This window comes from Streptomyces colwelliae (genome assembly GCF_048158785.1).
GTDB lineage: Bacteria > Actinomycetota > Actinomycetes > Streptomycetales > Streptomycetaceae > Streptomyces.
This window is the reverse complement of sequence record NZ_JBLTJC010000270.1, coordinates 1-14,379: the sequence shown is the minus strand read 5'-3', so window position 1 is coordinate 14,379 and position 14,379 is coordinate 1. Positions and strand designations below refer to the sequence as shown.

Below are 14,379 nucleotides of genomic sequence, written 5' to 3'. Positions count from 1 at the left end.
GGTCAGCCCCCACTCAACTCACCCACGCCCACCCGCCGAAACTCGATCGTGTCGTACGCACTCGTCGCCCCCGTCTCATAGAGCACCCCAACCGTGTCCCCACCCACAGCCACCAGATCCGAGTACCCCGCCCACTCCCCCGACAACGTGACCGCCTTGACAAAACGACCCCCGCCATCCGCACTCCGCCAAACCGCCATCCCCTGACGGACATTGGGCACGGACGGCGCCGAGAACAGCAACGGAGCCCCCACGCCCGGCAGTTGAAGCACACTCCCCTCAACCACCGGCACATCATCCAAGGTGTGCTGCACCGCGTAGGGCCGATCCAGACTCACACCCCCGTCGCTGGAGTACGTGTCGAGCCGGTTCCCCGCACTCGTGCCCAGTTGGTCACGGGAGCTGAAGTACAGCCGCCCGTCGGGGAGTTCGGCCGCCGATGACTCATTCGTGTTGTCGACCCCGTCGTACGTCGGGTCCACGAAGCCCAGTTGCCACGTCTCGCCCCCGTCGTCGCTGTACAGGTCGTGCCCGCCGTAGTACTTCGCCTCCTGCCCGGTGTCGCTCGACCCGGCGACCGGCGCGGCGGAGTGATTGGCCGGGACCACCAACCGCCCCGCGTGCACGCCCCGCGTCAGCGCGACGGCGTGCCCGGGCCCCGTCGCGTACCACCGCCAACTCGGCAGCTTCACCTCCCCCGTGATGTCCCGAGGAGTGGAGAAGCTCCGCCCGTCGTCCCAACTCCGCTGCACGAACACCCGGCGGCTCTGCTCGGGCGTGACCTCGCCCCGCATGATCTGGCCCTCGGTGACGGTCCCGCTGTTGTAGGAGGTGACCAGCACGATCGCGCCGGTGCGGGGGTCGACGACGGGGGCCGGGTTGCCCCGGGTGTCCCCCTCACCCGCGGCCACCACCGACAACGGGCCCCAGGTGCAGCCGCCGTCGGTGGAGCGTCTGAGGACGACGTCGATGTTGCCGGTGTCGCCCGCGCTGTTGTGGCGTCCCTCGGCAAAGGCGAGGACGGTGCCCTGGTCGGTGACGACGGTCGCCGGGATGCGGTAGGTGTCGTAGCCGCCGCTTCCCGAGACGTAGGGCACGGAGGACGTGCAGCCGGAGCGCGCGGAGGCGTGCGCGGAGGCGTGCGCGGCGAAGGTGATCGGAGCGACCAGTACTGCTGCTACGAGAAGCGTGCGGCTCAGGATGGTCATCGCTCCCCCTCTTGGAGGTCGCCCCTCACGGAGGTCGCCTCTCATGGAGGTCGCCCCTCGCGGAGGCCGCCCTCGCGGAGGTCGCCCCCGCGGAACGACGCCGACCTGTCTGTCCGTCATCCGTCACAGCCTCCCCGGTGTCACCATCCCGGACTCGTACGCCACGATCACCAACTGGGCCCGGTCCCGCGCCCCCAGCTTGCCCATGATGCGGCTGACGTGCGTCTTCGCGGTGAGCGGACTCAGGCCCAACGCTTCGGCCACTTCGGTGTTGTTGAGGCCGCGCGCGACCAGGGCGAGGACTCCGCGTTCCCGTTCGGAGAGGCAGTCGGGGCCGCCGGTGGCGGGCGCGACCGGGCCGCGCAGGAAACGGGCGATCAGCCGGGACGTGGGGCCCGGCGACAACAGCGCCTCTCCGGCCGCCACCGTGCGGATCGCGTCGAGGAGTTCCGCCGGACGGGTGTCCTTGACCAGGAATCCGGAGGCGCCGGCGCGCAGCGCCTCGACCACGTTCTCGTCGGTGTCGTAGGTCGTGAGGACGAGGATCCGCACCCCTGCGAGGTCCTCGTCGGCCGCGATCAGGCGGGTCGCCTCGATGCCGTCCAGGTCCGGCATGCGGATGTCCATCAGGACGAGGTCCGCGCGCGAGGTGCGGGCCAGCGCCACCGCCTCGCGTCCGGTTGCGGCCTGTCCTACGACCTCCATGTCCCGCGCCGACTCGACGAGCATCGCGAACGCGGCCCGTACGAGGGTCTGGTCGTCGGCGAGCAACACCCGGATGGCGGTCACCGCGCCCCCTCCTCTCCCCGCGCCCGCAAGGGCAGTACGGCGCTCACCACGAAGCCCGCCCGCTCGCCCGGCTCGTCCCGCGGCCCGGCGTCCAGCGTGCCGCCGACGCTGCGCACCCGTTCGCGCATGCCGACAAGGCCGAAGCCGGGGGTGCCGTCACCGGTACCCGCGCCGTCGTCCGTGACATCCACGCGGAGGGCTCCGTCCCGCTCGTGCACACCGACCCGGACCGTGAGGTCGGCGCGACCGCCATGTCGTACGGCATTGGTGAGTGCCTCCTGGACTATCCGGTACGCGGCGGCGCCCACGGCCGCAGGCACCACCTTGGCCACCACCGACAGTTCCACCTCCGCCCCCGCCGCACGGGCCGTAGCGGCGAGGTCGGGCAGTCCGTCGAGGCCGGGCAGCGGGCCGCGTTCGTCGAGTGGACCGTGGTCGTCGTCGAGGGGACCGTGGTCGCGGAGCACCTCCAGCGTGGTGCGCAGTTCGCCGCGTGCGCTGCGGCAGGTGTCGGCGATGTCGTCCAGGGCCTTGGCCACGGCGGCGCGGTCGAGGCGGCCGGGGTCCTCGGACAGGACGTGTGCGGCCACCGACGTCTGGACGCCGATGAGGGTGATGCTGTGCGCGAGCAGGTCGTGCAGGTCGCGGGCGATGCGCAGGCGTTCCTCGGCGACGCGGCGGCGGGCCTCCTCCTCGCGGGTGCGTTCGGCGCGCTCGGCGCGCTCGAGGGCCGTCCGCGTCAGCTGGCGGTGGACGCGGAGGTAGCCGCCGAGGACGAGCATCGACACGATCCAGCCGGTGATCTGGAAGCTCTCGGCGACCCCCGCCATGCCGTGGCCCACCTTCAGGACCAGCATCAGCGAGACCACCGCGCAGCCGATGGTCACCGTCCGCCGGGTGCTGCCGGTGACGGCCACCGTGTAGAGGAGAACCATGGAGGCGGCGGTCGGCGCCGAGTGGTCGTACTCCTGCTGGTGGTAGAACGCGATCAGCGGGATCATCACGCACAGCACGGTCAGCGGGGCCCGTCGCCGCCAGGCCAGCGGGACGTGCAGCGCGAGCAGCAGCGTCCAGCCGAGCGCGTCCGGCCGCCGTCCGCTCCCGAAGCTGACGGCGACGACGGACGCGAGCACGGCGAGCCCGGCGGCGAGGAACACGTCCTGCCGCCGGACACTCAGCCTCATCGCTTGCACGGGGTCATCCTCCGCCGGCCCCGTGCGAGGTCCTCACACCGGCTCCGGCTGACGCTCCGGACGTACGGCCTCGGGCTCCCGGGACAGCCGCCCCGGCCACCACACCTTCCGCCGCAGCAGCACACTCGCGCTGGTCACCAGGTACGTCCGCACGAGGAAGGTGTCCAGCAGGACGCCCACCGCGATCACGAAGCCCAGTTCGACGAGTTGCACGAGCCCCATGTTCGTCAGCACCGCGAAGGTCGCCGCGAGGACCAGCCCGGCGGAGGCGATGACCCCGCCGGTGGTCCGCAGGGCGGTCAGCGCGGCGGCGACCGGTTCGGCGCCCCGGATCGCCTCCTCCCGCATCCGGTGCATGAGGAAGATGCCGTAGTCGACGCCGAGAGCCACCAGGAAGACGAAGGACAGCAGACCCAGTCCCGGATCGGTCCCGGCGAAGCCGAACACCGGCCCGAACACCAGGCCCCCGATGCCGAGCGCCGCGCCCCACACCGCGATCACCGCGGCCACCAGCATCAACGGCGCGACCAGCGACCGCAGCAGCACGATCAGGATCAGCAGCACGGAGACGAGCACGATCGGCACGACGACCATCCGGTCCCGCGCGTTGGTGTCCCGGAGGTCCAACTGCTGGGCGCTCGGGCCGCCGACGTAGGACCCCTTGAGCGTGTGACGGAGGTCGGTGATGGTGCGGGTCTCGGCCGCCGACTGGGGCGCGCCGACAGCCGTCACGGAGATCTCCGTCCAGCCGTTTCCGCTACGGCCCTGGCGGGCGTCGGCGACACCATGCGTGGCCCGGATCGTGGCGAGGGTCGCGTCGGTGCGGGCGGCCGGGGTGATGACGTCGATGGGCTGTGCGGAGCGTTCGGGGTAGGCCTCGGCGAGGGTGCGCATCGCGGTGACGGAGTCGGGGCGGTCGACGAAGGAGTCGTCCTGTTTGAGGGAGCCGGGGAGGTTGAGGGTGCCCAGGGCGAGTGCGCCGAGCAGGGCCGCGCCGCCGGCGAGGACGAGCAGCGGGCGGTGTCCGGCGGAGCTGCCCATCGCGGTGAACAGGGACCGGCGGGCCTTGGGCGTGGAGCCGTAGGCCGGGACGAGCGGCCAGAAGACGCGGCGGCCCAGGAGGACGAGGAGTGCGGGGAGGAGCGTGAGCATCGCGGCGAGCGCGGAGAGGACCCCGACCGTGCCCAACGGGCCCATTCCGCGGCTGGAGTTGAGGTCGGCGGCGAGCAGGCAGAGCAGTCCGGCGGCGACCGTGCCGGAGGAGGCGAGGACGGCGGGGCCGCAGCCGCGCAGGGCGGCGCGCATCGCGTCGTAGGGGCGCTCGATGCGGCGTAGTTCCTCGCGGTAGCGGGAGATGAGGAGGAGGGCGTAGTCGGTGCCCGCGCCGAAGACGAGGATCGTCATCACGCCCGTGCTCTGGCCCGAAATGGTCGTCCCGAAGGCGTGGTTGAGGCCGTAGGAGATGCCTGTGGAGAGGAAGTCTCCGACCCCGGCGACCGCGAGGGGCACCAGCCAGAGGACCGGGCTGCGGTAGATGATGATCAGCAGGACGGCGACGACGGCGACGGTCGTGTAGAGCAGGGGGCCGCCGAGCGAGTCGAAGACCTTGCCGGAGTCGGTGGCCAGGGCGCCGGGGCCGCCGACCTCGACCGTCAACCCGCCGGTGTCGTGGGCGACTTGGCGGATGTCGTCGACGAGGGCGGTGCGCTTCTTCTCATCGGTGCCGGGCCAGTTGCTGGTGACGGGGTACATGAGGGTGGTGCCATCGGCGGACGGGACGCCTCGCGGGGTCGCGGCGAGCGGGTGCAACGTGCCTACCCGCGTGAGCTGTTGGGCCGCCGTGGCCTTGTCTGCGGGCGTGAGTCCGCCGGCGCGGTGGTAGACGAGGACCAGCTCGGTGGTCTGGCCGCCCGGCAACTCCTGCTGGATCTTGGCGACTTGGGTGGAGTCGGCGCTCGCCGGCAGATAGTCGGTGACTCTGTCGTGCGTGACGTCGCCGAGCTTCGACGCGAACGGCGAGGCCAGCGCGAGCACCCCGATCCAGAACGCGAGCACCACCCAGGGGATGGCTCGTCGCCGTGTGCTGTTCCTCTGTTCGGCCCCCATGGAACGGGCCCCCCTCCGGCGCGGATGTCTGGTTGCGCTCTCCAGACTTCCGGTGCGGGAGGGGTAAATCGTCGCGCGGGAGGGCGAGTTCGGGACTACTGCCAGGGGTGTCCGTGCGGCCGTATTACTCCCTGGGGAGTACTGGCCGGATGGGCCTACGACGGTGTCCGCGCCGCCGCCAGCAGCCGGGTCACGTCGTCCGCGCAGATGGTGAGGGCGGCGCCCACGGTCGCGAGGGCGTCGCGTTCCGCGGGGGTGTAGGGGCCGTCGGCGAGGGCGATGCGGGCGCCCTGGAGCAGGATCGATTCGCGTCCCGCTGGGGCGAGGTGGGGGGCGAGCGGGTCGAGGGCCTCGTGCAGCTCTATGGCGAGGCCCGCACCGCTGGGTTCGCCGAAGACGCGGCCGGTGTCGGCGGCCAGGGCCTCGACGAGGGCGCCGAGCTGGTCCTCCGTGCACTCCTGGAAGCCGGCGGCCCGCACGGTGCCCGCGGCGGCCTCCAGAGACGTACGGGCGCAGCTGCCGCCCGCCGCCAGCACCGCGAGGGCGACCGTGTGGACGGCGTCGCGGAGCATCGCGGAGAAGCGGCTCGTGGTGGGGTGGTCGAGGACGTCGGTGCCGTAGTGGCCCTGGCAGGCGGCGCACTCGACGACCGGCCCGGTGTCGCCGCGCGGCAGCACCGGCATGCCGAGGAAGGTGAAGCGGCGGCGCCCGGTGAGCCGCTGGTAGTTGCGGTCGCCCCCGCATCCGGGGCAGAAGAACTCGCCGTCCCCGACGCTGGTCCACGCGGTACGGATGCCCAGCACGCGCGCCGCACGGCCCTCATGGACCGCTCGGCCGTCTCGTCCCCGTTCAGGCAGCACGTCGCACCTCCGTAACGCCGCGGCAACATCGCCGCGCTGGCGTGATGTTAGCCACATTGTCGAGCCGGAGTCAGTACCCCGGACGAGACCTCTCCGTGACCTGCACATGGAATGGCCGGGAAACGACGGGGCCCCGCCCGCCGGAGACCGGCGTACGGGGCCCTTCCACGACGAGTAAACCGCCGGTCAGGATGGTTCAGCGGGTAGCGCGGTTGACGGCGGAGACGACGGCCTTCAGGGACGCACGTGTCGTATTCGCGTCAATGCCGATTCCCCACAGGATCTTGTCGTCGATCGCGCATTCGATGTACGAGGCGGCCTGCGCGGAGGCTCCCTCGCTCATCGTGTGCTCCTGGTAGTCCAGGAGCCGTACGTCGATGCCGACGGATCCCAGGGCGTCGAAGAACGCGGAGATCGGGCCGTTGCCGGAGCCGGTCAGGACGGTGTCGACGCCGTCGACGCTCGCCTCCACCTTGAGCGTGTCCACGCCGTCGGTGTCGGTGGTCGACTGGCCGTTCTTCACCTGGATACGGCCCCAGGCGTTGTCCGGGTTCGGCAGGTACTCGTCCTCGAAGGTCGCCCAGATCTGCTTCGGGGTGACCTCGCCGCCCTCGGCGTCCGTCTTGGCCTGAATGAGCTTGGAGAACTCGATCTGCATCCGGCGCGGCAGGTCCAGCTTGTGGTCGTTCTTCAGGACGTACGCGATACCGCCCTTGCCGGACTGCGAGTTGACCCGGATGACGGCCTCGTAGGAGCGGCCGACGTCCTTCGGGTCGATCGGCAGGTACGGGACGGCCCACTCGATGTCGTCGACGGTGACGCCCTTGGCGGCGGCGTCGGCCTCCATGGCGTCGAAGCCCTTCTTGATGGCGTCCTGGTGGGAGCCGGAGAAGGACGTGTAGACCAGGTCGCCCACGTACGGGTGGCGCGGGTGGACGTCCATCTGGTTGCAGTACTCCCACGTACGACGGATCTCGTCGATGTCGGAGAAGTCGATCTGCGGGTCGACGCCCTGCGAGAACAGGTTCATGCCCAGGGTGACCAGGTCGACGTTGCCGGTGCGCTCGCCCTGGCCGAACAGGCAGCCCTCGACGCGGTCGGCGCCGGCCATCAGCGCCAGCTCGGCGGCGGCGACGGCCGTACCGCGGTCGTTGTGCGGGTGGATCGACAGCACGACGTGCTCGCGGCGGGACAGGTGGCGGCCCATCCACTCGAAGCGGTCCGCGTGCGTGGACGGGGTCGAACGCTCCACGGTGGCAGGCAGGTTGAGGATGATCTCGCGGTCCGGGCCGGGCTGCCAGACGTCCATGACCGCCTCGCAGACCTCCAGCGCGAAGTCCAGCTCGGTGTCCGTGAAGATCTCCGGCGAGTACTGGTACCCGAACTCGGTCTCGGGGCCCAGCAGTTTCTCGGCGTACTCCATCACCAGGCGGGTGCCGTCGACGGCGATCTGCTTGATGTCGTCCTTGGAGCCGCGGAAGACCACGCGGCGGAAGACGGGCGCGGTCGCGTTGTAGAGGTGCAGCGTGGCGCGCTTGGCGCCCTTCAGGGACTCCACGGTCCGCTCGATCAGGTCCTCGCGGGCCTGCGTCAGCACGGAGATCGTGACGTCGTCCGGGATCGCGCCCTCTTCCTCGATGATCGAGCGCACGAAGTCGAAGTCGGTCTGGCCGGAGGCCGGGAAGCCGACCTCGATCTCCTTGTAGCCCATCTTGACCAGCAGGTCGAACATCGCGCGCTTGCGCGCCGGTGACATGGGGTCGATCAGGGCCTGGTTGCCGTCGCGCAGGTCCGTGGAGAGCCAGCGGGGGGCTACGGTGATCCGCTGCTGGGGCCAGGTGCGGTCGGGGATGTCGACCTGCTCGTACTGGCCGTACTTGTGGATCGGCATGGAACTGGGCTGCTGGCGATTGACGCGGCTGCTTGCCATGATGCGGGGGCTCCTCGTGGTGTCCTGAAGGACGGCCGACGGCGCAACGCCAGACTCCGCGGGGAGGGGGTCGGCCTCGACTACAGGCCCTCGCCGCGGCAGCTAAGGAGAAGCAGCCCGATACGCATGATGTCCAGCAGACTAGCCGAGACGTGCGCCGTGCGGGGGGCCGTATCACTATGCGGGATATTCACCGTCGTATACCACTCTCCGCTACGAGACTGTGATGAATGTCCGCGTTTTCCACCAAACATGGTTGCCGGTAGTGACATCCACGTCACTCGGTGCCAAGGTGCCGGGCATGACGACTCACGGGGGCTTCGAGCCCGTCTTCTGCACGATCGTCCCGCCGCACGTCCTCGACAGGCTCGCCCAGCACGAGGACGCCGCGCTCGCCGGTCCCGCCCGCGAGACCCTGGAGCGCGACGCCTACGAGCGCACCCACCGCCGGCTGACCACCGTCATCGGCGCCCCGGTCCTCGAGGCGCCGGTCGTGTCCGACAAGCCGCAGCGCACGATCTACGACGCGAAGCACAAGCAGGACCTGCCCGGAAAGAAGGTGCGCGCCGAGGGCTCCGAGCCCGGCAAGGACGCCACCGTCAACCGCGCCTACGCCGGTCTCGGCGCCACCTTCGAGCTGTACCTCAACGCCTTCAACCGCCACTCCATCGACGGCGAGGGCCTGCCGCTCAACGCGTCCGTCCACTACGACGTGAAGTACGACAACGCGTTCTGGAACGGCGAGCAGATGGTGTTCGGCGACGGCGACGGCGAGCTGTTCCTCGACTTCACCATCCCGGTCGACGTCATCGGCCACGAACTCACCCACGGCGTCACGCAGTACACGGCGAACCTGACCTACTTCGGCCAGTCCGGCGCCCTGAACGAGTCGGTCTCCGACGTCTTCGGCTCGCTCATCAAGCAGTACACGCTCGGCCAGACCGCCGCCGAGGCCGACTGGCTGATCGGCGCGGGCCTGCTCGCCCCGCGCGTCTCCGGCGTCGCCCTGCGCTCGATGAAGGCCCCGGGCACGGCCTACGACGACGACGCCCTCGGCAAGGACCCGCAGCCCGCGACGATGGACGACTTCGTCAAGACCGGCAGCGACAACGGCGGCGTGCACATCAACTCCGGCATCCCCAACCACGCCTTCTACCTGGTCGCCGACGCGCTCGGCGGACATGCCTGGGAGAAGGCGGGACAGATCTGGTACGACGTCCTGACCGGCGGCGAGATCAAGAAGGACGCCCTGTTCACGGACTTCGCGACGCTCACGGTGGCCGCCGCGAAGGCCCGGTTCGGGGACGGCGGCGAGGAGTTGCAGGCCGTGGAGAAGGCGTGGGAGCAGGTCGGGGTGCCGACCTCCTAGTGGCGGCAGTCGCGCCGGATTCGTATCCGTACTAGACAGGACCCATGCGTATTCAGGTACGACGCACGGGTGGGTTCGCCGGTATCGAGCGCCGCGGCGAGGTGGACACCTCGACGCGGCCCGACGCGCACGAGTGGCACGCGCTGGCCGAACAGGCGGTCGCCGCCGGCCAGCGCGCACCGAAGGCGGGCGTCCCGGACGGCTTCCACTACGAGATCACGGTGGACGGGAAAACCGTGTACACGGCCGACCCCCGGCTCACGGAGGAGCAACGGACGCTGATCTCAAAGGTGTTGAAGGAAGGCGCGTGAACGGGTGTCGACGGGTGGGGCGTAACTGCTTGTTCACGCCCGCCCGTTGACACCCGTTACCGCCGGTACCGATGATCCGGCGCATGGCGATTGATGCAGGCAACCCGATACCTCGGTTCCCGGCCGGATTCCTCTGGGGCGTCTCGACTTCGGCCCACCAGATCGAGGGTGCGGCGGACGAACGCGAACCGTCCGTCTGGGACGCGTTCGAGGCCGAGCCGGGCCGGATCAAGGACGGCTCGACGGCGGCGGTGGCCTGCGACCACTACCACCGCCACCGCGAGGACGTGGCCCTCCTGGCCGGCCTGGGCGTGGACGCGTACCGCTTCTCGATCTCCTGGCCACGGGTGAACTCCCCCGGCGGCCTCGACTTCTACGACCGTCTCGTCGACGACCTGTGCGCGGCGGGCGTACGTCCGGTCCCGACCCTGTTCCACTGGGATCTGCCGGTCACGCGGGACTGGCTGGACCGGGACACGGCGTCACACTTCGCGGAGTACGTGTCGCTGGTCGCCGAGCGCCTGGGCGACCGGGTGAAGAAGTGGATCACCCTCAACGAGCCCGCGGAACACACCCTGTTGGGCCACGCGCTGGGCGCCCACGCCCCCGGCAAGACGCTCCTCTTCGACGCGCTGCCGGTCGCCCACCACCAACTCCTGGCCCACGGCCTGGCGGTACGGGCCCTGCGCGCGTCCGGCGCCACCGACATCGGGATCGCCAACTCCCACGGCCCGACCTGGCCGGCCTCGCAGGAACCGGAGGACATCGAAGCGGCGAACTTCTACGACCTGCTCCTGAACCGCCTGTTCGCCGACCCCCTGCTGCTGGGTGAATACCCGTCCGGGCTGGGCGAGTTGATGCCGGGCGACGTCGAGTCCGACCTGAAGGTGATCGCCGAACCGATCGACTGGTACGGGATCAACTACTACGCGCCGAGCAGGGTCGGGGCACCCCAGGGCGCGGAGATCGAGTTCGGCGGTCTGACCCTCCCCGCCGAACTCCCCTTCTCCGTGCGGGAGATCGAGAACGTCCCGGTGACGGACTTCGGCTGGCCGGTGGTCCCCGAGGGCCTGACGGAACTCCTCACCACCTTCCGCGACCGCTACGGCGACCGCCTCCCGCCCGTCGTCATCACCGAGAACGGCTGCTCCTACGACGGCATCGACGACCAGGACCGCATCACCTACCTCGACGGCCATGTCCGGGCGCTGCACGGAGCGTTGGAGGCGGGCGTGGACGTACGCGGGTACTTCGTGTGGTCGCTGCTGGACAACTTCGAGTGGGCGGAGGGCTACGAGCGCCGCTTCGGCCTCGTACACGTGGACTACGAGACACGGGCGCGCACTCCGAAGGCGTCGTACGGCTGGTTCCAGGGCATGCTGCGGGCGCAGAGATGACGACGACGGGGAGTTCGGTGGACGACGGCGACACGGCTCCCGCTACGGCCACTTCGGCTTCCGCCCTGGCCGAACCCGTCGAACGCGTGGGCCGAGGCTGGACGTCCGCGCTGTCGCTCGCCAACGGGGCGATCTGGGTGGGCTGGTACGGCCCCCTTCAGATCCTGCTCGCGTCGCAGGCGAAGGACTTCGCGCCCGGCACCGGCATGTCCAAGGAGTCCATGCTGGCGTGGGTGACCGGCGCGGGCGCGCTGGTGTCGCTGGTCGCCAATCCGCTCTTCGGCGCGCTGTCCGACCGGACGACGGCGCGGTGGGGGCGCCGTACGCCGTGGATCGTGGGCGGGGCCGCTGGCGGGGCGCTGTCGTTGCTGCTGCTCGCGGGCGCGGGCGGGGTGTGGACGATGGCGGCCGGCTGGTGCCTGGTCCAGCTCACCCTGAACGCGGCCTTCGCGGCGGTCACGGCGGCCGTGCCGGACCGGGTGCCGAGGCTCCAACGGGGTTCTGTGGGCGGCTGGTTGGGCGCCGCACAGATCCTGGGCGTGGTCGGCGGTACGGGTCTGGCGACGGCGGCCGGGGGCATCGGGGCGGGCTATGTGGCGTGCGCGGTGTTCACGGCGGTGGGCGTGCTGCCGTACGTACTCCGCCACAAGGACCTCCGACTCCCGCCGGAGACCCGCCCGCCGTGGTCCTGGCCGGGCTTCGTGCGGGGCTTCTGGCTGAGCCCGCGCCGCTATCCGGACCTGGGCTGGGCGTGGCTGACCCGCTTCCTGATCAACCTGAGCAATGCCCTGGTCCTCCTCTACCTCCTCTACTACCTGCGCGACCGCCTGCACTACCACGACCCCGACCAGGGCGTCCTGATCCTCACGGCGGTGAACGGCCTCACGCTGCTGGCCACGGTGGTGGTGGGCGGGGTCTGGTCGGACCGGGTCGGCCGCCGCAAGCCGTTCGTGATCTGGTCCGGCGTCCTCATGGCGGTGGCGACGGCGGTCCTGGCGGGCTGGCAGACCTGGCCGGGCGCGATCACGGCGGCGGCGGTCCTGGGCATCGGCTTCGGCGTCTTCACGTCGGTCGACTTCGCCCTGATGACGGACGTACTCCCGAAGGCCCTGGACCGCGGCAAGGACCTCGGCGTCATCAACGTCGCCAACGCCCTTCCGCAGGTCGCGGCCCCCGCCCTCGCCGCGCCGATCGTGACGTATCTCGGCGGGTACCGGGTGCTGTATCTGGTGTCCGCGGTGATCGGGATGGCGGGGGCGTTGCTGGTGCGGCGGATTCGCGGGGTGGACTGAGCCGGGTCAGAGCGCGCCCGCGTCCCGTGCCGACCACGCCGTCGGGAACAGGGGGCGGTAGCCCAGCTCGCGGCGGATGCGCTCGGTGGACATGATGCCCAACCACGGGTCGGGGTCGGTGCGTTCGTGGAGTTCGGCGGGGATCTCGACGCCGTTGAGCAGGTGGAGTTCGACCGCGGTGACCGGGGCGTCGTCGGCGATGTTGTAGATGCGGCCGGCGATTCCCGGGGCGTGCAGGACGCGGAGGAGACCCTGGGCGACGTCCGCGTGGTGGCCCATGTGGAGGCGTTGGTTCGAGGCCCAATGTGCCGCCCACTGGAGGGAGTTGGCGAGGTGGGGGTCCCCTTCGCCGTAGACGAAGGGGAGTCGGGCGACGCGGACGTCCATGCCGTCCAGGGCGAGCAACTCCCGTTCCGCCGTCGCCTTCGCGTCGGGGTAGGCGCCCCACATGTGGCCGCCGGGGCAACTCTCGTCCTCCTCGGTCATGGGGCGGCCCCGCCCGGTGCCGTACACGAGCCCCGTGCTGACCTGGACGAAGCGCCGTACACCGGAGGCCAGCGCCGCCTGTCCCAGGGCCACCGCCGCCTCGTGGTTGACGGCCCAGGCCTCCTCGTCCGGTACGCCGCGGAAGGACGCGGCGACGTTCACGACCGCGTCCACGCCGGCGACCGCCTTGCCGAGGGCGTCCTCGTCCCGCAGATCGCCGAGTACGACCTCCGCGCCCAGCTCCGCGAAGCGTTCGGCGCGGGCCGCGTCCCGCACCAGTACGCGCACCCGCTCCTCCGGCCTGGCCTGCGCCAGCAGCCTCGGTACGAAGCGGCGTCCGACCTGGCCCGTAGAGCCTGTCACCAGTGTCAGCATCATGTTGCTCCTCTAGTCGCGACTCGTCTCGTCTCGTCCCGACCAGCTTCGGGCGGGCGGGCCGCTACCGGGAGAGACCTGCTGATCGGGGGATCGACAGTGCCTGGATAAGCCGGGCGACCTGCCGCACCCTGGAAGCGTGAACCGAGCCGAACTCGCCGACTTCCTGCGCCGCGGCCGGGCCCGCCTGGACCCCGCCGACGTGGGCCTCACGGCCGGCGCCCGCCGCCGTACGCCGGGCCTGCGCCGCGAGGAGGTGGCCCAGCTGACCGGCATGTCCGTGGACTACTACACGCGCCTGGAGCAGGCCCGCGGCCCGCACCCGTCCCGCCAGATGCTGACGGCGCTGGCGCGGGCGCTACGGCTCACGGAAGACGAGCGCGACCACCTCTTCCACCTGACGGGAGAGGAGCCACCGCGGCGCAGCGGTACGTCCACGCATCCACGGCCGGGGCTCCTCCTGGTCCTGGACCGCCTGCACGACACCCCGGCCCACGTGTCGAGCGACTGCGGCGAGATGATCGCCCAGAACGCGATGTCGAGGGCTCTGACAGGCGACGTGTTCGCCCGCCCGCCCCAGGACCGCAATCTCCTCCGCCGTTTCTTCCTGAACCCGACGGCACGGGAGATGTTCCCCCCGGAGGACGTGGCGGAGCACGCACGCGTCCATGTGGCGAACCTGCGGGCGGTGGCCGCGGCCCGCCCCGACGACCCCGAGCCGGCCGCACTGGTGTCCGAACTCCGGTCGTCCAGCGAGGAGTTCGCGCAACTGTGGGAGGAACACGAGGTGGCGGTACGCCGCCAGTCCACGAAGCGCTTCCGCCACCCGCTGGTCGGTCTCCTGGAACTGGACTGCGAGATCCTCCTGAACCAGGACGCCCACCACCTACTGATCATCCACACGGCCCGCCCCGGCACGGAGTCGTACGAACGGCTGCAGTTGCTGCGGGTGTTGGGGTTGCAGGACATGTCGCTCACCCCGCTGGGGGCTACGCCCCCAGACCCGCGCTGAAGATCCAGCCCGCCCAAACCCAGCCCCTCCGGCGTTTGAGGAGCGGGGGTC

At 70.8% G+C, this 14,379-nt stretch carries 12 protein-coding genes; 5 read left to right on the top strand and 7 right to left on the bottom strand.

The window, feature by feature from the left end; all coding sequences use genetic code 11:
• Positions 1–2: 2 nt before the first annotated feature.
• The 6 genes from ACNFOC_RS38290 to leuA form a co-directional block, all read right to left on the bottom strand.
• The gene (locus ACNFOC_RS38290; protein WP_416963626.1) at positions 3–1,208 is read right to left on the bottom strand and encodes a sialidase family protein; all 1,206 of its coding nucleotides are present in this window, start codon (positions 1,206–1,208) and stop codon (positions 3–5) included.
• Positions 1,209–1,331: 123 nt separating this feature from the next.
• The gene (locus ACNFOC_RS38285; protein ID WP_416963625.1) at positions 1,332–1,997 is read right to left on the bottom strand and encodes a response regulator; all 666 of its coding nucleotides are present in this window, start codon (positions 1,995–1,997) and stop codon (positions 1,332–1,334) included.
• Positions 1,994–3,181: a sensor histidine kinase gene (locus ACNFOC_RS38280; protein ID WP_416963624.1), complete on the bottom strand. Its 1,188-nt coding sequence runs from the start codon at positions 3,179–3,181 to the stop codon at positions 1,994–1,996. Before ACNFOC_RS38280 ends, ACNFOC_RS38285 begins: the two co-directional genes overlap by 4 nt.
• A 42-nt stretch (positions 3,182–3,223) precedes the next feature.
• Positions 3,224–5,296, bottom strand: coding sequence for an MMPL family transporter (locus ACNFOC_RS38275; protein WP_416963623.1), 2,073 nt, complete (start codon positions 5,294–5,296; stop codon positions 3,224–3,226).
• A gap of 155 nt (positions 5,297–5,451) precedes the next feature.
• Positions 5,452–6,156 carry a TerB family tellurite resistance protein gene (locus tag ACNFOC_RS38270; protein WP_416963622.1) on the bottom strand — a complete coding sequence of 235 codons (705 nt, stop codon included), beginning with the start codon at positions 6,154–6,156 and terminating at the stop codon, positions 5,452–5,454.
• A 196-nt stretch (positions 6,157–6,352) separates the two neighbouring features.
• On the bottom strand, positions 6,353–8,086 hold the full coding sequence (leuA, locus tag ACNFOC_RS38265) for a 2-isopropylmalate synthase (protein WP_416963621.1): 1,734 nt from the start codon (positions 8,084–8,086) through the stop codon (positions 6,353–6,355).
• A 301-nt stretch (positions 8,087–8,387) separates the two neighbouring features.
• Here leuA and ACNFOC_RS38260 point away from each other — a divergent pair, with 301 nt between their 5' ends.
• The 4 genes from ACNFOC_RS38260 (at position 8,388) to ACNFOC_RS38245 (ending at position 12,455) form a co-directional block, all read left to right on the top strand.
• Positions 8,388–9,455 (top strand): M4 family metallopeptidase, encoded by a 1,068-nt coding sequence (locus ACNFOC_RS38260; RefSeq protein WP_416963620.1) that lies wholly within the window; start codon positions 8,388–8,390, stop codon positions 9,453–9,455.
• A gap of 44 nt (positions 9,456–9,499) precedes the next feature.
• Positions 9,500–9,766 carry a protealysin inhibitor emfourin gene (locus ACNFOC_RS38255; protein WP_416963619.1) on the top strand — a complete coding sequence of 89 codons (267 nt, stop codon included), beginning with the start codon at positions 9,500–9,502 and terminating at the stop codon, positions 9,764–9,766.
• Between the two features lie 71 nt (positions 9,767–9,837).
• The gene (locus ACNFOC_RS38250) at positions 9,838–11,163 is read left to right on the top strand and encodes a GH1 family beta-glucosidase (protein WP_416963618.1); all 1,326 of its coding nucleotides are present in this window, start codon (positions 9,838–9,840) and stop codon (positions 11,161–11,163) included.
• Complete coding sequence (locus ACNFOC_RS38245; RefSeq protein WP_416963617.1) at positions 11,160–12,455, top strand: MFS transporter; 1,296 nt, start codon at positions 11,160–11,162, stop codon at positions 12,453–12,455. The genes ACNFOC_RS38250 and ACNFOC_RS38245 overlap by 4 nt, the downstream gene beginning before the upstream one ends.
• A 6-nt stretch (positions 12,456–12,461) precedes the next feature.
• Here the strand turns inward: ACNFOC_RS38245 and ACNFOC_RS38240 are convergent, their stop codons facing one another.
• Positions 12,462–13,316 carry an NAD-dependent epimerase/dehydratase family protein gene (locus ACNFOC_RS38240; RefSeq protein WP_416963627.1) on the bottom strand — a complete coding sequence of 285 codons (855 nt, stop codon included), beginning with the start codon at positions 13,314–13,316 and terminating at the stop codon, positions 12,462–12,464.
• Positions 13,317–13,455: 139 nt separating this feature from the next.
• Between ACNFOC_RS38240 and ACNFOC_RS38235 the strand changes: the two genes are divergently transcribed.
• Positions 13,456–14,328, top strand: coding sequence for a helix-turn-helix transcriptional regulator (locus ACNFOC_RS38235; RefSeq protein ID WP_416963616.1), 873 nt, complete (start codon positions 13,456–13,458; stop codon positions 14,326–14,328).
• Positions 14,329–14,379 lie beyond the last annotated feature (51 nt).

Bases quoted from the DNA above. Each gene is read 5' to 3' on its own strand.
- ACNFOC_RS38290 (WP_416963626.1), bottom strand. From the start codon at position 1,208: ATGACCATCCTGAGCCGCACGCTTCTCGTAGCAGCAGTACTGGTCGCT.
- ACNFOC_RS38280 (WP_416963624.1), bottom strand. From the start codon at position 3,181: ATGAGGCTGAGTGTCCGGCGGCAGGACGTGTTCCTCGCCGCCGGGCTC.
- ACNFOC_RS38275 (WP_416963623.1), bottom strand. From the start codon at position 5,296: ATGGGGGCCGAACAGAGGAACAGCACACGGCGACGAGCCATCCCCTGG.
- leuA (WP_416963621.1), bottom strand. From the start codon at position 8,086: ATGGCAAGCAGCCGCGTCAATCGCCAGCAGCCCAGTTCCATGCCGATC.
- ACNFOC_RS38260 (WP_416963620.1), top strand. From the start codon at position 8,388: ATGACGACTCACGGGGGCTTCGAGCCCGTCTTCTGCACGATCGTCCCG.
- ACNFOC_RS38255 (WP_416963619.1), top strand. From the start codon at position 9,500: ATGCGTATTCAGGTACGACGCACGGGTGGGTTCGCCGGTATCGAGCGC.
- ACNFOC_RS38250 (WP_416963618.1), top strand. From the start codon at position 9,838: ATGATCCGGCGCATGGCGATTGATGCAGGCAACCCGATACCTCGGTTC.
- ACNFOC_RS38245 (WP_416963617.1), top strand. From the start codon at position 11,160: ATGACGACGACGGGGAGTTCGGTGGACGACGGCGACACGGCTCCCGCT.
- ACNFOC_RS38240 (WP_416963627.1), bottom strand. From the start codon at position 13,316: ATGCTGACACTGGTGACAGGCTCTACGGGCCAGGTCGGACGCCGCTTC.